Annotated in this window: 23 protein-coding genes; 3 read left to right on the plus strand and 20 right to left on the minus strand. The window is 37.6% G+C overall.

What is annotated here, in order from left to right; translation table 11 throughout:
• Window positions 1-68: 68 nt before the first annotated feature.
• From E4O01_RS07085 to E4O01_RS07125, 9 genes are all read right to left on the minus strand, one after another.
• Entirely contained in the window at window positions 69-293 is a 225-nt protein-coding gene (locus E4O01_RS07085; RefSeq protein WP_253695077.1) for a hypothetical protein, read from the minus strand.
• Window positions 294-622: 329 nt separating this feature from the next.
• Window positions 623-817, minus strand: coding sequence for a hypothetical protein (locus E4O01_RS07090; protein WP_253695078.1), 195 nt, complete (start codon window positions 815-817; stop codon window positions 623-625).
• A gap of 118 nt (window positions 818-935) precedes the next feature.
• Complete coding sequence (locus tag E4O01_RS07095) at window positions 936-1,202, minus strand: hypothetical protein (RefSeq protein WP_253695079.1); 267 nt, start codon at window positions 1,200-1,202, stop codon at window positions 936-938.
• 16 nt (window positions 1,203-1,218) lie between these two features.
• A complete protein-coding gene (locus E4O01_RS07100; RefSeq protein ID WP_253695080.1) occupies window positions 1,219-1,542 on the minus strand; it encodes a hypothetical protein in 324 nt (107 codons plus the stop codon).
• A 2-nt stretch (window positions 1,543-1,544) separates the two neighbouring features.
• Entirely contained in the window at window positions 1,545-1,739 is a 195-nt protein-coding gene (locus tag E4O01_RS07105) for a hypothetical protein (protein WP_253695081.1), read from the minus strand.
• A gap of 256 nt (window positions 1,740-1,995) precedes the next feature.
• A complete protein-coding gene (locus E4O01_RS07110; protein ID WP_253688085.1) occupies window positions 1,996-2,226 on the minus strand; it encodes a hypothetical protein in 231 nt (76 codons plus the stop codon).
• 74 nt (window positions 2,227-2,300) lie between these two features.
• Window positions 2,301-3,134, minus strand: coding sequence for a CPBP family intramembrane glutamic endopeptidase (locus E4O01_RS07115; RefSeq protein ID WP_253695082.1), 834 nt, complete (start codon window positions 3,132-3,134; stop codon window positions 2,301-2,303).
• Between the two features lie 191 nt (window positions 3,135-3,325).
• Entirely contained in the window at window positions 3,326-4,078 is a 753-nt protein-coding gene (locus E4O01_RS07120; protein ID WP_253695083.1) for a hypothetical protein, read from the minus strand.
• 159 nt (window positions 4,079-4,237) lie between these two features.
• Entirely contained in the window at window positions 4,238-5,176 is a 939-nt protein-coding gene (locus tag E4O01_RS07125; RefSeq protein ID WP_253695084.1) for a helix-turn-helix transcriptional regulator, read from the minus strand.
• 123 nt (window positions 5,177-5,299) lie between these two features.
• On the opposite strand from E4O01_RS07125, the gene selB reads away from it, so the two are divergent.
• Window positions 5,300-7,072 carry a selenocysteine-specific translation elongation factor gene (gene selB / locus E4O01_RS07130; protein WP_253695085.1) on the plus strand — a complete coding sequence of 591 codons (1,773 nt, stop codon included), beginning with the start codon at window positions 5,300-5,302 and terminating at the stop codon, window positions 7,070-7,072.
• Window positions 7,073-7,107: 35 nt separating this feature from the next.
• On the opposite strand, the gene E4O01_RS07135 is transcribed toward selB, so the two are convergent.
• Both E4O01_RS07135 and E4O01_RS07140 read right to left on the minus strand, forming a co-directional pair.
• Window positions 7,108-8,757, minus strand: a complete 1,650-nt coding sequence (locus tag E4O01_RS07135) for a Na/Pi cotransporter family protein (RefSeq protein ID WP_253695086.1) — start codon at window positions 8,755-8,757, stop codon at window positions 7,108-7,110.
• 114 nt (window positions 8,758-8,871) lie between these two features.
• The gene (locus E4O01_RS07140; RefSeq protein ID WP_253695087.1) at window positions 8,872-10,128 is read right to left on the minus strand and encodes a cation:proton antiporter; all 1,257 of its coding nucleotides are present in this window, start codon (window positions 10,126-10,128) and stop codon (window positions 8,872-8,874) included.
• A gap of 171 nt (window positions 10,129-10,299) precedes the next feature.
• Between E4O01_RS07140 and E4O01_RS07145 the strand changes: the two genes are divergently transcribed.
• Window positions 10,300-11,577 carry a S1C family serine protease gene (locus E4O01_RS07145; RefSeq protein ID WP_253695088.1) on the plus strand — a complete coding sequence of 426 codons (1,278 nt, stop codon included), beginning with the start codon at window positions 10,300-10,302 and terminating at the stop codon, window positions 11,575-11,577.
• A gap of 6 nt (window positions 11,578-11,583) precedes the next feature.
• Complete coding sequence (locus E4O01_RS07150; RefSeq protein WP_253695089.1) at window positions 11,584-12,471, plus strand: hypothetical protein; 888 nt, start codon at window positions 11,584-11,586, stop codon at window positions 12,469-12,471.
• Here the strand turns inward: E4O01_RS07150 and E4O01_RS07155 are convergent.
• From E4O01_RS07155 to E4O01_RS07195, 9 genes are all read right to left on the minus strand, one after another.
• The gene (locus tag E4O01_RS07155) at window positions 12,461-13,060 is read right to left on the minus strand and encodes an RlmE family RNA methyltransferase (protein ID WP_253695090.1); all 600 of its coding nucleotides are present in this window, start codon (window positions 13,058-13,060) and stop codon (window positions 12,461-12,463) included. The two genes, E4O01_RS07150 and E4O01_RS07155, sit on opposite strands and share 11 nt — an antisense overlap.
• Window positions 13,047-14,468, minus strand: coding sequence for a sigma-54-dependent transcriptional regulator (locus E4O01_RS07160; protein WP_253695091.1), 1,422 nt, complete (start codon window positions 14,466-14,468; stop codon window positions 13,047-13,049). The genes E4O01_RS07155 and E4O01_RS07160 overlap by 14 nt, the downstream gene beginning before the upstream one ends.
• Entirely contained in the window at window positions 14,465-15,667 is a 1,203-nt protein-coding gene (locus tag E4O01_RS07165; protein WP_253695092.1) for a two-component system sensor histidine kinase NtrB, read from the minus strand. Before E4O01_RS07165 ends, E4O01_RS07160 begins: the two co-directional genes overlap by 4 nt.
• Window positions 15,664-16,953 carry a hypothetical protein gene (locus E4O01_RS07170; RefSeq protein ID WP_253695093.1) on the minus strand — a complete coding sequence of 430 codons (1,290 nt, stop codon included), beginning with the start codon at window positions 16,951-16,953 and terminating at the stop codon, window positions 15,664-15,666. The genes E4O01_RS07165 and E4O01_RS07170 overlap by 4 nt, the downstream gene beginning before the upstream one ends.
• A 173-nt stretch (window positions 16,954-17,126) precedes the next feature.
• The gene (locus E4O01_RS07175; RefSeq protein WP_253695094.1) at window positions 17,127-17,594 is read right to left on the minus strand and encodes a CvpA family protein; all 468 of its coding nucleotides are present in this window, start codon (window positions 17,592-17,594) and stop codon (window positions 17,127-17,129) included.
• Between the two features lie 4 nt (window positions 17,595-17,598).
• Window positions 17,599-18,030: a putative toxin-antitoxin system toxin component, PIN family gene (locus E4O01_RS07180; RefSeq protein WP_253695095.1), complete on the minus strand. Its 432-nt coding sequence runs from the start codon at window positions 18,028-18,030 to the stop codon at window positions 17,599-17,601.
• The gene (locus tag E4O01_RS07185; RefSeq protein ID WP_253695096.1) at window positions 18,027-18,275 is read right to left on the minus strand and encodes an AbrB/MazE/SpoVT family DNA-binding domain-containing protein; all 249 of its coding nucleotides are present in this window, start codon (window positions 18,273-18,275) and stop codon (window positions 18,027-18,029) included. The genes E4O01_RS07180 and E4O01_RS07185 overlap by 4 nt, the downstream gene beginning before the upstream one ends.
• 61 nt (window positions 18,276-18,336) lie before the next feature.
• Window positions 18,337-19,512, minus strand: coding sequence for an undecaprenyldiphospho-muramoylpentapeptide beta-N-acetylglucosaminyltransferase (murG, locus tag E4O01_RS07190; RefSeq protein WP_253695097.1), 1,176 nt, complete (start codon window positions 19,510-19,512; stop codon window positions 18,337-18,339).
• Window positions 19,513-19,593: 81 nt separating this feature from the next.
• Window positions 19,594-20,400, minus strand: a complete 807-nt coding sequence (locus E4O01_RS07195) for a DeoR/GlpR family DNA-binding transcription regulator (RefSeq protein ID WP_253695098.1) — start codon at window positions 20,398-20,400, stop codon at window positions 19,594-19,596.
• Between the last annotated feature and the right edge of the window lie 11 nt (window positions 20,401-20,411).

Below are 20,411 nucleotides of genomic sequence, written 5' to 3' on the forward strand. Positions count from 1 at the left end.
ATTTTACCTCCATTACATTATTTCTAAAATTATGTTTAAAGTTTATTTTATCGGTAACTTTTTTATTCCTATTCTTTAGTCTTGTCAACACAATTATTTACACAGGATACCGAGCAAATAAAGTCGCAAGTTTTTCCGTAATCATTGTTTGGTATAAACCAATCAAAAAATGAAAATTGTTTGGATAAGGCAAAACAAAAACATAATTTAAATTGCTCCATAAGACATTTATTTGTTTCTTCGATATTTAGACTTGCCCTTTCTATATCATTTTTTAATGCATCAAGGTTCATATTTTCATCCTCTAAAAACCTCAAAGTAAAACGTTATAACTTCAATGGAGTAGCACCGGTTCCTGACAGTGTACAGGCATTTACGCAAGATACTGAACACGTTCCGAATGTACAACCCGCTAAACATTCCTTTGAGCAAGAAGTTCCGCAATTACTTATCGTTCCTTCCATCATGCAACCCGTTTGACACCGCAACACACAGGACGAATCAGAACCGCATGACATAACAGACTCATCATTTTCCGGTGAAAATACTAACTTATTTTCATTTATGCTATTTTTAAGTTTTTCAATATCCATAAATTCCTCCAAATAAATTTAAATAAAATTCAGGTATTTGATCCTTGAATCGAGCAGCCTTTAGGACAAGATTCGGCACACGCTTTAGAACATCCTTCATTACAAGTGTCATTACATATCCAGAAAAAACACGTTGGAGCAATGACCTGATTCTTTGAATCCCATTCATAACCGAAAGGTAGTCCATTAATCTTTATTTTATCTTTTAATTTATCTAAATTCATATTTTCCTCCTATTAAATGCTTAACCTACTATAATTGTCTCATACATTTTTAATTTTGTCAACATAAAAATTGCAAAAAACGAGCTTTTTTTATTTATTTTCGTCTAATAGAACCTCCTTAAAATAAACCTATGGTTTTTCCGTTAGAGCAGCCGTAAAAACATTTCAATGCACAAGATGAAGCAGCACAGCCTTCCGCACATGAGGATGCTATACCGCAGGGTTTGTTGTCTTTTACTGTACTGCTGACAGAACATCCCGGCTGACATTTTAGGGAACAATAACTAAAAACAAAGAATTTCAAAATTGAATCCATAGCCGTATCTTCAGGTTTATAATCAAGTTCACCGTTTTTTATTTTTTGTTTCAGATCCGATAAATTCATAATCACCTCCGGTGTTTTATAGATTATTTTCTAGCTGATTAAAAATTTCATATAATTCAGCAGAATATTTTTTTATTAATTCATAATCATCGGAATTTATTTGAGATTTTATTTCGTTAAGCCAGCCTACGGTTTGCTTATCGTTTTCTTTTTGCTCTTGGGTACGTTCTTCATTTGAAATTTCTGCAAGAGTTTTTTCGATTGTATCGGCAACTATTCCATATTGTAAAGCGGCAAGCTGTAAATGCCCCAGTTTAGGATTGAGACCGTTTTGCTTAAAAATCTTTTGTATTTTTTTGGGAGGCGTTTTTTTACATATAGACTTAAAAAGATCAGACATACTTATTTCGTTGTCAATGCTATCCAAGCCTTTATATCGGCTGCCGTTATTTCGGCAAAAAGCCTTTCATGATTTTCAATAAAACTTTTTACATTGTCTTCGCTTAAAACGGCTTTATCATAATTAGTTACCGTACACGACAAAATAAGGATATGCAGAATAAAAAAGAAGAAGCTGCAATCAATAATTTTTTTCAATTTATTTTCCTCCAAAGTATTTATTTTAAATAAATTTTATTTAACCTAAAGCCATACTTATGGGGCAGGATAAAGTACATGTCGCACAAGAAACAACCGCACAAGACGGGGCACAGGAAACACCGCAATTTTTAAAGTCAGACAACCTAATCGTTCCGTTTATTGTATTTGATGAACAGCCGTTGCTGCAAGATTTTCTGTTTTAGTTTAGATAACTGCATTTACACCTCCATTACTTAGCACACAAAAATTATATTTATAAAACCGTTTGTTTACTACTCGCACAGCAATCCATACAACCATGAGAACAGCCTTCCATACAGCTGGGTATACACTTGTCCCCAAGTCTTAAAGTTTCAAATATCGATAAAAAACAATACCTAGCATTGTAGAATCCAAGTTTTCCATATAAAATATCAATATTTTTAATATCGGATAAATCAAGCGAGCCCGATTTGATATCTTTTCTTAGTTTATCCAAATTCATAGCTTCCTCCACTTACATAGTAGACCACATTTTTACCTTTGTCAAGGGTAAATTTATGAAAAAAAGCATTTTTTTCAAATTTTTAAACTTTTTCTCATCTTTACGCATTTACTAATATCAATTGTCAGGATTATGAGGGCTATAATAAAAACTATAAAATAAATAACTATTAAAAAATAAAAATATACATACCGAAATAAAAATATAAAAAAATTATTAATTGAATGAATAAGAATAGGAACATAGATATTATTGGTTTTTTCATAACAATAAGCCAATAAAATGCCGTCAAGCACAAGAGAAAACATTTTTATATTAAATCCATAACCCGGTATATGTAAAAAAGCAAAAAACATTGAAGAAATAAATACAGCAATGAAGTCATTGCTTATTTCTTTTAATTTATTATACATAAGTCCTCTATAAAATATTTCTTCAAAAACAGGGCCAATGATTACGGTACTTATAAGCATAAAAGGTTCAAAACGAGGTCTTTGTAATTTTTCTAAAATCAAAATATCATATACAGTAATATTTTTTTTACCCGTTAAAATATCATTAAAATATTTAAAAAAATTAAAAAGAAAAGAATTATCAAAGATAAAGGATATTATATAATATATCATCGTGATTGATGACAGATAAATCAAACCTTTTACAATAACAGATAAATTTAATTTTTTATAAGTAAATATTATCTTTAAATCTTTTGAATAAAATAAATAGAAAATAATTATAAATAGTAAAAATAATAAACTACCGAAAATTCCATTATATTTAACGAATAAGATATAATAGTAATTATAAAAATTTTTGAAAAGAAATTTACCGGTGTAAGAAATTATCAAAAAAGCAAGAATATACAATATAAAAAGAATGCACAGATCTTTTATTACTTTTTTATTCATATAATTATTCCATAAGTTTATATTTTCTTTCGTTGTCTACTTTAAATCTATCGTAATTAGATAAAAAACTTTTTGCTGTTTTTATAAGTTCTTCTCGGTAAGCTTTTGGAGAGACACGTCTGAAGTTTTTCACTATGAAACTAAAGGTCATAAGAAAAAGCCAATTAGAGTTTTATAAGGAGCTCTATATTTTATTCTTTAGCTGCATCTAAGATTTGTTCAATCTTATAATAATTTTTTTCTACTAATCTAAAATCCTGTATACTTATTGCTTTTCTTATTTCGGAGATTATTGAAGGTTGATCGGTTTCTTTTATTTTATCTCCAAACATTTTCTCACATTTTAGTACAAAAAAACAATATTGTAATACAGCCAATTGTAAAGCTGTCTTTTTTACATCAAGGTTTAATTCCGAAAAAACAGATGTAACCTCAGCCGGAAGCGAATCATTTTCCAATGTCCACAAAATATCTTCAATTTTCTTATTTTTAAAAAATAAAGACCAGTCGGTTTTATTCAATTTTGAAGTTAATTCATGGTAATTTTTTAGAATATTATTAATACTACCCAAAGATAATTTCATATTTTTTTGAGCTTCTGCCTCGCTAACGGCTTTTGCAAATTCTTGTTCTGCACGTTTTTTTTCTGCCTCTGCTTTTTTAAATTCTTGCTCGGCGCGTTGTTTCTCCGACTTTGCTTTACTCAATTCACGCTCTGCACGTTTCTTTTCTGCCTCCGCTTTCTCAAATTCCGTTTTTGCTTTCATATACGGTTCTAACCAGTTTTCAGTAATATCTTTATACAAATTCTCATATAAATTAAATAAATTGACATCACTAGAATCATGATACAGTACAAGAGATTGTTCTTCAGCATTCAAATTTACACAAAAAGATGTAAAGAATAAAATTATTACAAATATTAGTGTTATATTTTTTTTCATATTTTCCTCCCATAAAAAATAAAAAATGTAGTTTTTACGGTAAGTCTCTACCATAAAATAAAAGAATTAAGTATTTTCACTTATTATAATTATCTCATGGTTTCCGACGCATGTCAAGATAAATTTGTAAAAAAATACTTTTTTTTTATTTTCATTAAATCAAATGCTTCCAAGAAGGTTTTTGTCGTAATTAGATAAAAAAGTTTTTGCTGTTTTTATAAGTTCTTCTTGGTAATTTTTTGGAGAGATAACCTTTACCTTATCCCCGAAGCTGAGAAGAAGAGCCTTCCATAAGCGTTCCCTTGCAGGAACACGAATATGGGTTTTGTATTTTTGAAAAGATTTTTTCTCGATTACGGAATCGGGGAAGTATTCTTCGATAAGAGGAATTTCTTTTTTGTCAAAGGCGATTTCTATATCGATGCAGGTTTTATAATAGGCAAGCTCGGCTTCTTTCATTTTTTGTTGTATGTCGCCGTGTTTTATAAAAGACCTTTCTTTTGAGAGGATAATGTTTTGCATCCGCGCAACCTTAAAGGTTCTATATTCTTTTTTTTCTTTGATGTATGAAAATAAATACCATGCATACCATTTATAATGAATGGCAAGAGGCTCAGCGCAAACATGGGAGCTTTTCCCCTCGGAATTACGGTAATCGAAAACTATATAGTTTTTTCCGCTGATAGCCTCTTCTAAAAGCATATTGGAACCCTGCACTTTTTTATTTTCTTTTGTAACGCTAAAATCCCAAAATACTTTTTGCCCACCTTCTTTTTCGATAATTGCATTGTATTTTTGAATTAAAGAATTTAGCTTATCGTTTGTGTATGAGGTCGCAAGACTTTCCAAAGCGTTTATAATAATCTGCTGTTCGCTGTTTTTGATGTTGATGTTTTTTATTTTATAATTTTCCAAGACGGCATAGCCGCCGTATCTTCCGCCCAGCGTATACACAGGGATTCCGGCTTCTGCTATGCTTGCCATATCCCTCTGAATAGTACGCACCGACACATTAAAATATTCAGCTAAATATTTTGCAGAAACCTTTTCGTGGTTTAGTAAGTATATAATTATTTCGAGAATGCGTTCAAGTTTCATTTTTTTAATATTCGGCAGTTTAAGCCATCTAGTTTAATTATCGTAATAACCGGACCTCTTCCCCTAATCGTTTAGTTATGATAAAATAAGCAGACGATAAATATTTATTTATTGGAGGGAAGAATGCCGTATATTTTGGGAACAGCGGGACATGTGGATCATGGAAAGACAGCCTTGGTAAAAAGGCTTACAGGAATCGAAACGAGTCACTTACCTGAAGAAAAAAAGCGGGGGATGACGATAGAACTCGGCTTTGCTTCGCTTGAAGATCCCGTTCACGGCACTGTAGGCATAGTCGATGTTCCCGGCCATGAACGCTTTATCCGCAACATGGTTGCAGGTACTTGGGGTCTGGATGCGGCTCTTTTAATAATGGCCGCAGATGACGGCTGGATGCAGATGTCCTCCGATCATTTGCGTGTACTAAAAGCCATGAAGATAGACTCCATCCTTCTTGTAATCACAAAATCTGACCTTGCCGAAAAGGACATGCTTGAGCTTCTTATCGAAGATGCCAATACCCAATGCGAAAAAATAATCGGAAAGAAACTGCCTGCCGTTGTAGTATCTTCCCTTACAGGAAGCGGAATCGAGGAACTCAAGACCGAAATTACAAAACTTCTTTCTTCATCAAAAAAACAAAGTCCCCCTACTCCCTTTTTATATGTTGACAGGGTCTTCGTCCTCAAAGGCATAGGAACCACAGTCACTGGAACATTGAGGGGAAAGGGATTGCATACCGGAGACAGTTTACAAATCTATCCTTCAAACGAAGAGTGCAGAATTAAATCGATTCAAAACCATCATAAGGATGTCGAAAAAATAGAGCCCGGCACAAGGACGGCCCTCAACTTAAAGCTGGGCGAAAAAACAAACCTTGAAAGAGGAATGCTCTTAGCCGAAAAAGATTCAAACTTTATTTTAAGCGGAAAGGAACTTTTGGTGCGCATCGATGAGGTCTTTACAAATAAGGAGGGAGGCTTAAAAAATCACGCCGAAATCGAGATAGCCCTCGGAAGTGCCCATGCAATAGGCAGCATTCACTTAAACCAATTCGACAGAAGCTTGGGACGCCTTTCGCTGGATGAACCTATTGCCTCTGCTTGGAATCAAAGAGCGGTTTTAATCAGGCACGGCGGAAGCGAAATTATTGCTTCGGCCAGGGTGCTCGCAAGTTTTCCGTCATATAAAAGAATGCAGTTTAAGGAAGCCTTTGAAGTTTACAGAGATAAAGAGCTTCCTTCGATACACAGCTATCAGTTTAATATCGAGGGCTTTGTCGAAGATTCTAAAATCAAAACCGAGGAACTCACCTCGGATAAAAGCGAGGTCGCAGAATACGGCTCTTGGCGCTTTTTAAAAAAACGGCTTGAGTTTTGGGAAAAGAAAATTTTAAAAACTGCCCAAGAAAGTCAGGCTGGCTTTACACTCGAAGAAGTAGATTTACCCATTCCTCAAAAGGTAAAAACAATAGTCTTTAAAAAACTCTGCGATGAAAAGAAAATCGAAAAAGAAGCCCATATTTATAAATTAAGCGGAAGAACGGGCGATGATATTTCTAAAAATGCAAAGGCCCTTTTGGATGCAGCCTTTAAAGCCGGCTTTGAGGGCATCGAAATAGACAAGATAAAAATTCCTCAAGCCCGAAAAGAAGCCCGCGATCTTATAAAGCTGGGTAAACTCATCTGCCTCGAAAACTTTTTACACTACCATACCGATTTTTACAAAAAGGCAGTAAACTCTCTACTCGCAAAATACAAGCCGGGCGATAAATTTTCGATAGCCGATGCACGGGAAGTAACCGGGCTTTCACGCAAATACATTCTTCCGATTCTTAACCTTCTCGAAAAAGAAGGCAAGTTAAAAAGACAGGAAAACGACAGAATCGTATTGTAAGGCGCTTCAAAAAAAGCTCGGCCCGGTTTAAAAGCCTATTCGGTCTCGGCAAGGGCGCGCGAAATACTAAAGGCAAAGTCTCCGATTTTTTCAAGATTACGGACCATATCGATATACAAAAGCTCGGCCTTTACGTTTGCTCCCTTTTCCAATCGGGTACGGGCAAGATGCTTTAGGTTTTGCCTCATGGCATCTATCGATTCTTCCATCTCGTGAGCCATGGCCAGCTGTTCTGCAGCAAGGGGTTTATTTAAATGCTCGTGAACGAAGTGAATAAACTGATTTACAATTCCCATATAGGGCAAAAGCTTATCCATATCGTCTTGATTTATAGGCATCTTTAATTCTATACTTCGGTTGATAAAAAGACCTAACTCAAAAATCTGATCGGTCATGTTTTCTATATCGTCTACAATGCCGAGCATGAGGCGGACATTTTTCTTGTTCTTTTCGGAAAGAGAAAGCTGAGAGGTTTTTATAAGATATAGAGAAAGTTCTTCCTGCATCTGATCGGTATAATCTTCTTTTTCGGTCAACTGTCTTATGACAAACTCTCTTGAAACATCTTCTTCCTTACTCAAAATAGAACGCAGGAGGCTGAACATTTCCCGAACTATATTGGACATCTTTAGAATCTCAACCTCGGCACGCAAAACATAAGCTTCGGTGTTTTCTTTCATACCGGGTGCTTGAAAATTAAGCACATATCGTGAAGGCTCTTCATCTTCTCTCGGTTTAATAAGCCGGCACACAAACCTTGCGATTTGGTTTACAAAGGGCAAGGCAATAAGGGTGTTGATTACGTTAAAAAGAGTGTGGAATACGGCAATTTTAGTCATAAGAGAGCTTGAAGGACATATCAAATCTACTAAAGATAAAAATGGCGTAAAAAGAATCAAGGTAAAAATACTACCCGCAACATTGAAAAGAACGTGAACCGCAGCAGCCCGCCTTGCATTGAGCTTTGTTCCGATTGAGGCCAATACTGCATCTACTGTAGAACCTACATTACTTCCCAAAACTACAGCCGCAGAAAATTCCCAGCCGACAACCCCTGTATGAGCCATAGTTAAAAGAACGGCAGTCGTAGCACTCGATGAATGGAGAAATACCGTAAGCACCAAACCAAGGAGGATACCTACTATTATACTTTGAATACCGGTCTGCTTAAAAATCGAAAGAAGGGCAATCTGCTCTCCCGAAATACTCGGAACCGCGGAAGCCAAAAAATCCAAACCCGTAAAAAGAAGGCCGAAGCCCATTATAGCTTCGCCCAGATTGTCTTTTTTAAGCTTTTTAAAAAATGTTAAAAAATAGCCTATTCCGAAGGCGGGAATAGCAATACTCGCTATCGAAAATTTAAAACCGATGAGCGAAACTATCCATGCCGTAACGGTAGTACCTATGTTTGCACCGAAGATTACGCCGATAGCCTGTTGAAGACTCAACATTCCTGCATTGACAAAAGAAACGGTCATAACGGTGGTCGCACCGGAGGATTGAACAATTCCGGTAACTACAATACCGGTTAAAACGGCCAAAAATCTGTTGCCCGTCATAAAATTGAGCGTACGGTGTAAGCTTTCGCCGGCACTTTTTTGGATACCGTCGCTCATCATTTTCATTCCGTATAAGATTAAACCTAAACTTCCAAGCATCTGGAATACGAGAGAAACTACAGACATAGAATGATTATATCAAAAAAGCCAAGAATTTTCAATCCATGCTTGACAAATAGGGGAATTTAAAAATAAGAAATCAAAACTGCAATTAGATCAAGGCGGATTGAAGTCAAGATGCTACACCTGTTCTTTCATTGGAGGTTCAAAAGTCCTATCCGAAAATGCTTTTCCCAACAAAATAGGCACAATCATGGAGGAAACGATAATCAGCAAAATGACCGGTGCAAAGTATTCGGCTTTAACCATCCCTACCGCAAGTCCCTTTTGAGCTACGATGAGGGCTACTTCACCGCGCACCATCATTCCCAGCCCTATCTGGAGCGATTCCTTCCGCTTAAAGCCCAACGTCAATGCTGAACCGCCGCAGCCGATTATTTTGCTGATACAACCGACAAGCACAAAGGCTATCGAAAACCATAGTAAGCTCATATTCAGTCCGCTAAAGTCCGTTTTAAGTCCGATAGAGGTAAAAAAGATAGGACTAAAAAACATATACGAATTAATGTCTATTTTCTTTTCCATATAGGAAGCATCATGCAAGTTGCATAATACAACCCCTGCAACATAGGCACCGGTAATATCGGCAATACCGAAAAATCGTTCGGTACAATAGGCAAAAATCAACGCAACCCCTAGCCCGTAAATCGAAATACGGTGAGTATGAGGATGCCTTTTATCATACCATTTGAAGATTCGGTAAATCACATAGCCTACTACCAACGAAGCGGCAAAGAACGCTGCCGTTTTTATAATAAGTGCGAGGTAGTCGCCCTTACCGGAACTTGCACCGAGTACAACCGTTAATGCAATAATGCCTAAGACATCATCGATGATTGCAGCACTGATAATTGTTTGCCCGACTTCCGAATTTATCTTTCCCAGCTCTTTCAATGCGGCAACGGTAATGCTCACCGAAGTCGCCGTTAAAATAGTCCCGATAAATAGGGCTTGATAAAATACGGGCGTTCCAAAACCGTCGAAACCCCAAAAGCCTAAGGCCATAGCCGTACCTAAAACCAATGGAACGATAACGCCGCAAGCAGCGATCACTGTGGATTTGATACCGGATGCAACAAGTGATTTTAAATTAGTACCCAATCCGGCAGAGAACATAATCAGGATAACGCCGATTTCCGACATATATCCGATAAACTGATTGGTTTCGGCATAGATAATGTTCGGTTCGACTCCGCCGAAATTACGAAAAAAAGGCAGGTAGCGTAATAAAAGCCCTGCAACAATTTCACCGGCAACTTGCGGAATATTCAGTTTTTTTGCAAGAAGGCCGAGGTACTTTGCAACAATAACGATAATTCCAACGGAAAGGACAATTTGCAAAGCAATTTCGCCAATAGGTATTTTACCAGCAGACATAAACAGCTCCCATTTTTAGTCCATTATATCACAGTATCATTTATTCGTATAGTGCCGGATTTGCCTCACCTTAAATCTAATATAAAATAGACACTGTGAGATTTTACGTCCACGCTTGACAAATAGGGGGTATTTTTAATAGACTATAATTATAGGAGAATTTTAGGCATTATGAAACTTTATAGTAGAAGACAGACCCTCGTATTTTCGCTCATTGCAGCGGTTATTTTTGCAAGTGCAGGTTTTTTTGCCGGTATAAAATATAGTACAGGAAACGCCGGCTTAAGTGAAATTCAAAGCGGAACCTCAAGCAACCCTGCCGATTTTGAAGAAAGTGCAGAAAACGGATTTGTTCAGACGGAAAATTCGCACAATTTAAATATGCAGCAACATGGAAATACGGCAGCTTTAAATACAGCAAATGAAAAAGGATACATGGGCTATAGTCCTGCCGAAACACAAAACATTCACGTATATGAAACAACCAATGAAGGTGTTGTAAACATCACAACCGAAACCATGGGCGTCAACTGGTTTTTTGAACCCGTTCCAGTCGAAGGCGGTTCAGGTTCAGGCTCCATAATCGATGAAAGCGGCTTAGTGCTGACCAACACACACGTAATTGCAGAAGCTTCAAAGATTTTTATTTCGCTCCATGACGGAAGTCAATATGAAGCCAGAGTTGTAGGAATGGATCCCGAAAACGATTTGGCCGTTTTAAAATTCGATCCGCCAAAAAACGTAAAACTTACGGTTATAAAATTCGGAGATTCTGCCGGCTTAAAAGTCGGCCAAAGAGTTTTAGCCATAGGCAATCCCTTCGGCTTGGAAAGAACTCTTACCGACGGAATAGTCTCGGCCCTGAAACGCCCTATTCAAAACGATAAAAACATCATAATCAAAAATATGATTCAAACCGATACGGCCATAAACCCCGGAAATTCGGGCGGCCCTCTTTTGGATACAATGGGAAAAATGATAGGCATCAATACCATGATTTATTCCACATCCGGAAGCTCGGCAGGTGTCGGCTTTGCAGTTCCCGTAAATACGGCTAAAAGAGTTGTTGCAGACATTTTAAAATACGGGAAGGTCATCCGCGGTTCTATAGATGCCGAATTGGTTCAAGTTTCAGGACGCCTTGCCTCTTACGCAAAGCTGCCTGTTTCTTACGGGCTTCTTGTTTCCGAAGTCAAAAGAGGAAGCAATGCTGCAAAGGCCGATCTTCGAGGAGGAAATGAAGCTGTCCGCTCAGGCATAGGAAGATACAGCTCGGTATTTTACATAGGCGGAGATATAATCGTCGAAATAGCAGGGCAAAAGATAAACAATATAACCGATTATTATTCGGTGCTGGAGGATAAAAAGCCGGGAGAAACGGTAACGGTAAAAGTTATTAGAGGAAAAAAACTTATTGATTTACGCGTAACTTTATCGGAACGAAATTAAGAGCCGATGATCGATTTAAAAAAAATTTTTAAAAAAATTTCATGGAAGATTAAAGGTATCTCGGTTTATGCCCTCGTCGGTGAAAGCGGAACGGGAAAGAGCTTTAGGGCAAAGCTGCTTGCCGAAAAATACGGCATAAAGCTCATCATCGATGACGGGCTTTTAATCTGTAACGATAAGATAATTGCAGGCCAGTCTGCAAAAAGAGAAAAAACTTTTTTGGCTGCCGTCAAGGTAGCTTTGTTTGACGACAAAAAACATAGGGATGGGGCTGCCAAGGCTTTACAATCCCATAGCTTTAAAAAGATTTTAATATTGGGCACTTCGGAAAAAATGGTAAATAAGATTGCAGCCCGCCTTCAAATTCCTCAACCTCAAAAAATAATTAAGATAGAAGATATTGCAAGCAGAGAAGAAATCGAAACGGCAATGAGATCGAGGCGGGTTGAAGGTAAACATGTTATACCTGTTCCCTCAATCGAAGTACAGCGCACCTACCCCCAAATCTTTTACGACAAGATTCGCCTCTTTTTTAAAAACAAAAAAACACCCTTTGTAGGAACGGAACAATCAAAGCTCTTTGAAAAGTCCGTAGTCCGTCCGGAATTCTCAAAGGTTGGTACGGTTGAAATATCCGAATCTGCTTTAAGCCAGATGGTATTTCATTGCCTTGAAGAGTATGACAAGGAAATCGTCATAAAAAAACTAAGCATAAAAAAAGAAGAAGACGGATACCGTTTGGACTTAACCGTAGATATCCCCTTCGGCACCCAGCTGACGGGAAAGATCCACCAGCTGCAAAAATATATAATCGAACATATAGAGCGGTACACAGGTATATTAATCTTGCAGATAAATATTATTATCGACAAGATAAGGGAGCCTAGCCCTTAAAATCCAAACCTATCAAGTAAGTTTCAAAACTTGAACTGCGGCAGGCCTCGGGCTTAAAGGCCCTAGCTGTCTTAAAACATTTCCGCAAGTTGTTTAAGTGGATTTGCTGATCCCCTCCTTGTAATATCTTTACCACAAAGGCTCCACCTTGTTTAAGCTGTTCTTGGGCATAATAAATTGCGAGCTCTACCAGGCCCGAAGATCGGGCAGTATCGACGGTCTTGTTGCCTGTAGTTGCGGGGGCTGCATCGCAGATGACAGCATTATAGGGCCCAAGCTCTTTTACCGATTTTATAATCCCCTTATCGAACATATCGCCTTGAAAAAAACTAAGACGCTCATCATAGACCGAAGAATCCAAGGGCTTTAAATCGACGGCAGTTACCCTTCCCTCTCTATTTAAAAAGCGCAAAACATAGACAGTCCAGCTTCCGGGAGCAGCACCCAAATCCAAGACCTTATCGCCGGGCGAAAAAAGATTGAATTTTTTATTCATCTCTTCAAGCTTGTACACGGAGCGTGCAGGATAGTTTTCTGAAAAAGCCTTTTTTGACCAATAGTCCGGTTCGCTGTATTTATTTTTTGCCATTCGATTTTTCCTTTTTGGATTGAGCTTCTTTTTCTTCCAACATCTGGGCCGTATCTTCTGCAATTTCGGCTGCATATTCATCGAGCTTTCGATGGAGGGTTCTGCGTCCTATCCCCAAGATATCGGCAGTCTTGGACTTATTGTTGTTTTGGTTTGCAAGTGTCTGCAAAATAATTTGCTTTTCGGCTTCGGCCATATTTACACCCATGGGAATGCGGATTGAAGAAGCCTCGGCCTTTTCGCGTAAGGCGGCAGGGAGGTCATCAAAATGAATTACATTATCCGAGCTCATTACGACGGCACTTTGAATACAGTTTTGAAGCTGCCTTATATTTCCCGGCCACTCATAATTGTAAATTGCAGTTCTTGCACGAGGCTCCATAGAATCTATTTTTTTATCGTTCTCTTCGGCGAATTCCTTGATAAAGGCGGCAGCCAAAAGAGGAATGTCTTCTTTGCGCTCACGCAAGGGCGGAACATGAATATGCACAACATTCAATCTAAAATAAAGGTCTTCCCTGAAATTTCCTTTTTTTATTTCTTCGATCAGGTCCCTGTTGGTGGCGGCAATTATCCTTGTATCGACACTAAGAGTTTCGGTTCCGCCTACCCTTTCAAACTTTTTTTCTTGGAGAACGCGCAAGAGTTTTACCTGTATCATTTGGTTGACCTCGCCTATCTCATCCAAAAAAAGAGTTCCGCCGTTTGCAATTTCAAAACGGCCTCTGGTACGCTGAACTGCTCCCGTAAAGGCTCCTTTTTCGTGACCGAAAAGTTCCGACTCCAAGAGGCTTTCGGCAAAGGAAGCACAGTGAACCTGTACAAAGGGCTTATCCTTCCGGTTAGAAAGATTATGAATGGCACGAGCTATCAATTCTTTTCCGACTCCGGTTTCTCCGGTAATTAAAACGCTGGCCTTTGTGGGAGCAACTTTTTTTATATCCTCAAAAACCTTTTCCATAAGGGGACTCTTCCCTATGATATTTTCAAAGCTTTGTTTTGTTTCGATGTCGTGTAAAAGAGCACGGTTTTGAAGAACAAGGGCGCGGTTTTGTAAGGCTCTTTTTACCAAGAGGAAGAGACGCTCCAAATCCAAAGGCTTGGTTAAAAAATCGTAGGCTCCCATCCTCATGGCTTCAACAGCCGTCTCTACCGTGCCGTGACCGGTTAACACAATTACGGGAACTCCGGGAGTTTTTGAAATAACTTCACGGAGAACATCTTCGCCGCTAAGTTCGGGCATTCTTAAATCGGTAATTACAAGATCGACTTCTTCTTTTAAGGCAATATCCAAGCCCGTTTTTCCGTTGTCGGCCGTGATTACTCCGTAACCTTCATCTTCCAAGGCCATCGCAAGGCCTTCGCGGATATTTTTTTCGTCATCTATAACCAAAACAGTAAATTTCATTTTATATCCTTTACCGAATCAAAGTCGGAAGTTTTATCGGAGAGTAAAAGCGTTGCCCCCTTGCGTTCTATCGGAAGCGAAAATTTAAAACTTGTTCCCATGCCGTAATCGGAATAAACGTTTATGTCGCCCCCATGTTCCTTGATAACCTTATAGGTCATGGTAAGGCCTAATCCCGTTCCGTCATGCTTTGTAGTAAAATAGGGCTCAAAGATTTTGTGAAGGTCTTCAGGCAAGATACCCTGTCCCGAATCCGAGATAGATACAAAAATAAAATCGTTTTCGCTCTTTGTCGAAATATCCAAAAAGCCTCCGTCCGGCATTGCGGACTTTGCATTCGTCAATACGTTCATAAAGGCCTGCCGTAAAAACCTTTCATCGCCTTGAATTTTAGGAAGCTCCTTTGAAAAGTTAAGCGAAATGGTTATACCCTTATCGTTAAACTCGTCAAAAAAGGTATCGTATAAATTCTTTAATAGAACATTTATATCTACCGGAACAAATTCGAACTTTAAAGGACGCACGGCAAACAAAAAATCCACTACAATTTTATTTAGCCTTTCAATTTCTTCTTCGATAACGTTAATATGTTTTTGAGCCTTTTGGTTTATGGATAAATTACAGGCAGTAAAATTTTTCTTTAAAAGCTGTAAGTGGATGCTGATCGCTGCAAGCGGGTTTTTAATTTCGTGGGCAACGGCGGCTGCAACATTTGTAAGGCTTGCAAGATTTTCAAGGCGGCGGTTTTTAATTTCTTCACTTCTTTTTTCGGTAATGTCCGCAATCATAATTATCGTGCCTTGGATTTTTTTTTCTTTTACCAAGGGAAGAACCGAAACTTCAATGTACTTATTTTTACCTTCGGGCAAGCCGGCTTTAAGGTTAAACTCTTTTGAAGTTTGTCCGCTTTCATTTTCAATTACGTAAGAAACAAAGTCCGCAATATCCTGAATCTTTATATGCTCCCATACGTTTTTTTCATGGCTCTCGCCAAGCGGAGTGCCTAAAATTCTTTCGGCAGCTCTATTCGATTTTATAATTTTATTTTCTGAATTTGCAACTATAACGCCGTCGTTTAAAGAATCCATTACGGAGTCCAAAAGAGAATACTCGTTTGCAAGCAGCTTTACAAAGGTGCGGAGCTGGGCCTCATTCATGCTCGGGGACTTTTGTATTCCCCTTCTCATAAACTCTCTCATATAAGCTTTTCCTTAATGCCTTCCGCCAAGTTTTCTAGGGCGGCCTGAGGAGAGATATTAAAAATATCTACAGCGGCTTCGGCATTTTTTATCAAGGCCGTTATCTTAAAATAGGACTCAAGTTCCAAGGCGGAACATTCTTCATTTTTTAGGCCTTTCTGCAAAAAAAACAAAAGGCTGTTTAAAAACAAAACATAAATCGTATGCGGCTTACATTTATTTAAAAGGTTTACAATATTCGACACCGTGCAATTTGAATTGTCGTAATGATTTTCGTTTTTGTAATCAGTGACCGAATTATAAAGAGCAGAGGGAAGAATTTTATTTTGCCTGTCTATGAGTAAAAAAATATACTCGTAAAATAATGAAGCAGCATTTTGAATTGTCCTAAAACTTACGGGTAAAAAACCGTAAAGGTAAGAGCTTAAAAGATTAAATTTTCCGAAAGGTTCATGGGAAACTTCTCCTTTAAAAACCCTTCTTATAACTTCTTCTTGAGATTTTTCATCACGCTCTTTAAAATTATAGGGCCTTACCCTCGATAAGATGGTAGGCATAATCGCTCCTCGATGGGCGGTAGTCAAAATAAATATTGCATAGGAAGGCGGCTCTTCCAAAATTTTTAAAAAAGCATTTCTCGCTCCTTCCTGCATCTTATCGGCATTTTCGACTATCAAAACTTTTTTTATTCCCGAAGGCATCAGGCGCACCCATGATGAGGCCTTTCTAACCTGATTGATGGGAATCGTATCGTACATACACTCGTCTTGAAGCTTTGTGCTTTTTAAAACAAGGCTTTCCGCAATTTTACTCAAAGTTTTTTCATCCATGGTTTCTATAGGAACCGAACATAGATCGGCTAAGAGTTCTTCAATCTCCGCAATGACGGGAGCAGCTTTAACAAAACGGGTTTCATCCGTATCCCAAAGACGGGGATCGAATCGGGAGGTAAGTTTTCTGACACTACGCAAAAACAAGTATCTGGAAGAAATAGTTTTTGTCTTTAACAAGGTTTCGCAGGCAGCCTTGATTTCGGGGCTGTGATCTCGTGCACCCAAAATAAGAACATCCGGAGAAATCATCTCTTTTTGCCTCAAGCATGAAGAGCAGCTACATGTCCACTGTCCCGATTCGGTACATGAAACGGAGCGGGCAAGCTCAAGGGCAGCAGTCAGCTTCCCCGAACATTCGGGCCCCGAAAACAAAATCGAAGGCGGAAGTTTTTTTTGTTCTATATCCCGAATAAGCCTAAGCCCTGCTTCCTGATCTATCAGATTTTCAAACATCAATAACTCCTATAAAAACTTTTTGCAGGAAGCCTAAGCTTCCGAAAAAAGTTTTTTCAAGTAGTTTTGCTTTTGCAAAACTACATATAATAACACGATGTTTTGTGCAAAGCACAAAACTCGAAGATAAACAGTGAGGCAGATGTGCCGAGCTGTTTATCGTAACTCCTGATCTATAACTGCTTAGTTATATCTAAAATAAACGGAGAAAGTATTTTAGCAAAAATACTTTCGCTTAATATCTTATCAAACGAAATAAAGGTTTGAATATTGATGAGCATTAGGATAACGCCTATCACAATCAATCCCTCGACAAGGCCTAAAAAAAAGCCCAATGACCTGTCCAAATTTTTTAATGACTCGTTTGAAAAAAGGGAGCCTAAAAAAACTTGCACAAGTTTTATAATCAAATAGACAGACAAAAATAAAATTAAAAAGGCTATCACGGCCGATAAGGATTTTTCTCCAAGAAGCTCGGTAATTACGGGAGTAAGCAATTTATAAAACAAAAATGCTATAAGCCCTCCGACTATTACGGCGGCCTTTGAAAAAAACTCGTCTATAAAACCCGTTACCGTAACCTTGACGGCAAAAAAAGTTAATATAATCAAAAAAACTATATCGGCACTACCTATCTGCATTTAATTATTCTCCATTCTTACACTTATATAATTTTGCTTCAATTAATTCAAAATATCTTGTCGGTGTAAAAATTATCGGTTTATCAATTTTTACGTCTTCAAAATCTTTATCTCCCGTAATCAAAATATCCGAATCAGATAAAATTGAGGACACAAGAACAGGTAAATCTTTTATATCTCGAACCTTAGGATATTTATTTTTATCGATTCTGTCAGGAGTCTTAAATTCTTCAAAGCTGATTCCGTCAAAAAAAATATCCAACAACTTCTTTTTTAGCGGAAATTTATTTGCAAAAACTTCTTTGCATTCTTCCTTTGTATATGAAGAAATTATTACCGTATGCTTTTCAAGTAAATGGGAAAAAACTTTAGCGGTTTTACCCTTAGGAAAAAGTATTGCAGAAATAATGATATTTGTATCTACGAAAACCCTCAACGCTCTTTCCTTAATTCTTTGATATAAGCAATAACATCATCTTCTGTTTGAAAGCCTGCTTTTTCAGATTCTCTTTGCATTTCGGCTTGAACTTTTGATAAAGTCATTTGAGAAGAGTTTGTAATATACACTTTTCCTCTGCTTTCCTCAAAGAAAACCTTATCGCCGGTTTTTAATTTGAGCAGATTTCTTATTGTAAGAGGAATTGTAATCTGACCTTTCGATGTTACTTTTGCAAGTTCCATAAAACACCTCCTTACTTTCCTTACCTTATAATATATACTAATTAGACCTTTTCTGTCAATGCTATAATTTAGCTCTCAGAAAATCTATAAAGCTTTTTAAAAAATCGGCAATTACAAGAACAGGTTTTTCGCCTGCAAGAGCTGCCGAGGCCTTAGCCATGCTTTTAAGCCTATCGTTTCCGCTTCCGTTTTCTTCAAAACCAAACTCCCGTAAAAGGCTTATAAAAACATCGGGTCTTACGTCCTCTCCCAAAAGAACTTCTGCGGCTCCCTTTTTCTTAAAGAAGTCTGCATTCTCTATTTGGTCTCCTCTTGAACTTCCCTTTTCGAGAGGAACCAGGATCATAGGCTTGCCTGCAGCGGCCGACTCCCAAACAGTATTGGCACCGGCCCGCGACACCACAATCGAAGAAAGGCTTAAAACATCGGCCATCTCTTTTTTTATAAAGGGATAGGGCTTATAGTTTTCAGCAAATTTGGGAGAGGCGTTTAAAAGAGCTTCTTTAATTTTTTGCCCCTGCTCCATGTTGGCTTCCCCAATCTGATGAACTACAACAAAATGTTTTACAAGGTACTCGATTGAATCTGAAATCAAATCGTTTAGCTGCCTTGCACCGAGGCTTCCGCCCAATACAAAGAGAACGGGTAAGTCCTGCTGTATATTTAAAAAGGCCCGCCCCTTTTCAGGGCTACCCGAATAAAAACTTAAGCGGACAGGGTTCCCCGTACAGATAACTTTTGAGCGGATAGAAAGCGGAAAAAGATCAGCCGTTTCTTGATATGAAACCAAGATGTGATTTGCAAATTTTGAATTAATCCTTGTTGCAAGACCCGGGGAAAAATCGCACTCGTGGGTGATAACCGGAATTTTCAAGACCTTCGCTGCAGCACAGGGAGGAACCGAAACAAAGCCGCCCTTAGAAAAAACAAAAATAGGTTTTAATCTTAAAAGTATAAAAAAAGATTTTATAAAACCTGCGGCGACCTTAAAAACATCTATAAAATTTTGAAAGCTAAAATACCGCCTTAGTTTTCCGGCAGGGATCCCTTTAAATTCGAGAACTGAAGGAGATGCCGAATGAAGCTCCGAAGATTCGACTATTTTGCGGTCAACGCCCTTAGAAGAACCTACCCAAACTATTTTACATTCCAAAGAAGAACTTAAAGCCTCGGCAACGGCCAGCCCCGGGAAGATATGCCCCCCTGTTCCGCCTCCGGTAAAAACAACACATTTCATAGCCGTAAGTGTATCACAATGACACAATTTTGAAAAGAGCTCATTAAAAATAATTTGTGTCTCCAGCATAAATTTGAAAGATTACTTTATGGAATCGACTGAAATCCAAACTAGTTTATATTTTTCTATATAATTCTTCTCAGGCAATGCTAGTTTTCTATCCGTAATGATATAATTAAAATCTTTCAAATCACAAATTTTATATAATTTTGATTTTTCGAATTTACTGCTATCTGCCAATAAAAATCTTTGTTGTGATTTTTCGATATACGTTCTTTTTAATTCAACTTTCGCGATATTCGGAGTCCGAATTTCAAATTTATCACTAATAGATTGAGTTCCTACAAAGCATGCATCTATTTCAAAATCTTTAAGCATAGAAACAGCCATAGAACCACAAGTCAGGATGTTTTCATTTTCAATAATTCCGCCAAGCATTATAACCTGAAAAAATTTTTTTTCGGCTAAAATACATGCTATCTTTAAATCATTTGTTATAATAATTAAATCCTTAATTGAACTTTCAACCAAAAATCTAGCAAGCTCATAATTTGTAGTGCCTGCATCGAGAAGGATTGTCATACCGTTTTTGACGAATAACAGAGCCTCCGCAGCAATTTTTTTCTTTATCGACAAATTTTCTTTTTTTCTTGTTGAATATAATTTATCATGCGACAGAGATTCTTTTGAGAGTGCTCCGCCGTAACTTTTTAAGAGAACACCTTTCTCTTCAAGAATACTCAAATCTCTTCTAATAGTCATCGGTGTTACCTTAAACTTTTCTGCCAGTTCTTTTACATTTAATTTTCCATATCTGTTTAAATCTCTTAAAATTAAATCTAACCTTTCTTCCACATACATAAACAATTCCTGTTCAATATTTCCCATTAAATTATATC

The organism is Treponema sp. OMZ 790, from assembly GCF_024181285.1.
In the GTDB taxonomy this organism is placed as follows: domain Bacteria; phylum Spirochaetota; class Spirochaetia; order Treponematales; family Treponemataceae; genus Treponema_B.

Excerpts from the sequence above, each read along its gene's own strand:
- E4O01_RS07175 (WP_253695094.1), bottom strand. The coding sequence starts at position 17,594 with ATGCAGATAGGTAGTGCCGATATAGTTTTTTTGATTATATTAACTTTT.
- E4O01_RS07120 (WP_253695083.1), bottom strand. The coding sequence starts at position 4,078 with ATGAAAAAAAATATAACACTAATATTTGTAATAATTTTATTCTTTACA.
- E4O01_RS07115 (WP_253695082.1), bottom strand. The coding sequence starts at position 3,134 with ATGAATAAAAAAGTAATAAAAGATCTGTGCATTCTTTTTATATTGTAT.
- selB (WP_253695085.1), top strand. The coding sequence starts at position 5,300 with ATGCCGTATATTTTGGGAACAGCGGGACATGTGGATCATGGAAAGACA.
- E4O01_RS07170 (WP_253695093.1), bottom strand. The coding sequence starts at position 16,953 with ATGTTTGAAAATCTGATAGATCAGGAAGCAGGGCTTAGGCTTATTCGG.
- E4O01_RS07195 (WP_253695098.1), bottom strand. The coding sequence starts at position 20,400 with ATGGGAAATATTGAACAGGAATTGTTTATGTATGTGGAAGAAAGGTTA.
- E4O01_RS07100 (WP_253695080.1), bottom strand. The coding sequence starts at position 1,542 with ATGTCTGATCTTTTTAAGTCTATATGTAAAAAAACGCCTCCCAAAAAA.
- E4O01_RS07125 (WP_253695084.1), bottom strand. The coding sequence starts at position 5,176 with ATGAAACTTGAACGCATTCTCGAAATAATTATATACTTACTAAACCAC.
- E4O01_RS07135 (WP_253695086.1), bottom strand. The coding sequence starts at position 8,757 with ATGTCTGTAGTTTCTCTCGTATTCCAGATGCTTGGAAGTTTAGGTTTA.
- E4O01_RS07110 (WP_253688085.1), bottom strand. The coding sequence starts at position 2,226 with ATGAATTTGGATAAACTAAGAAAAGATATCAAATCGGGCTCGCTTGAT.
- E4O01_RS07155 (WP_253695090.1), bottom strand. The coding sequence starts at position 13,060 with ATGGCAAAAAATAAATACAGCGAACCGGACTATTGGTCAAAAAAGGCT.
- E4O01_RS07185 (WP_253695096.1), bottom strand. The coding sequence starts at position 18,275 with ATGGAACTTGCAAAAGTAACATCGAAAGGTCAGATTACAATTCCTCTT.
- E4O01_RS07090 (WP_253695078.1), bottom strand. The coding sequence starts at position 817 with ATGAATTTAGATAAATTAAAAGATAAAATAAAGATTAATGGACTACCT.
- E4O01_RS07165 (WP_253695092.1), bottom strand. The coding sequence starts at position 15,667 with ATGAGAGAGTTTATGAGAAGGGGAATACAAAAGTCCCCGAGCATGAAT.
- E4O01_RS07150 (WP_253695089.1), top strand. The coding sequence starts at position 11,584 with ATGATCGATTTAAAAAAAATTTTTAAAAAAATTTCATGGAAGATTAAA.
- E4O01_RS07140 (WP_253695087.1), bottom strand. The coding sequence starts at position 10,128 with ATGTCTGCTGGTAAAATACCTATTGGCGAAATTGCTTTGCAAATTGTC.
- E4O01_RS07160 (WP_253695091.1), bottom strand. The coding sequence starts at position 14,468 with ATGAAATTTACTGTTTTGGTTATAGATGACGAAAAAAATATCCGCGAA.
- E4O01_RS07145 (WP_253695088.1), top strand. The coding sequence starts at position 10,300 with ATGAAACTTTATAGTAGAAGACAGACCCTCGTATTTTCGCTCATTGCA.
- murG (WP_253695097.1), bottom strand. The coding sequence starts at position 19,512 with ATGAAATGTGTTGTTTTTACCGGAGGCGGAACAGGGGGGCATATCTTC.
- E4O01_RS07095 (WP_253695079.1), bottom strand. The coding sequence starts at position 1,202 with ATGAATTTATCGGATCTGAAACAAAAAATAAAAAACGGTGAACTTGAT.
- E4O01_RS07085 (WP_253695077.1), bottom strand. The coding sequence starts at position 293 with ATGAACCTTGATGCATTAAAAAATGATATAGAAAGGGCAAGTCTAAAT.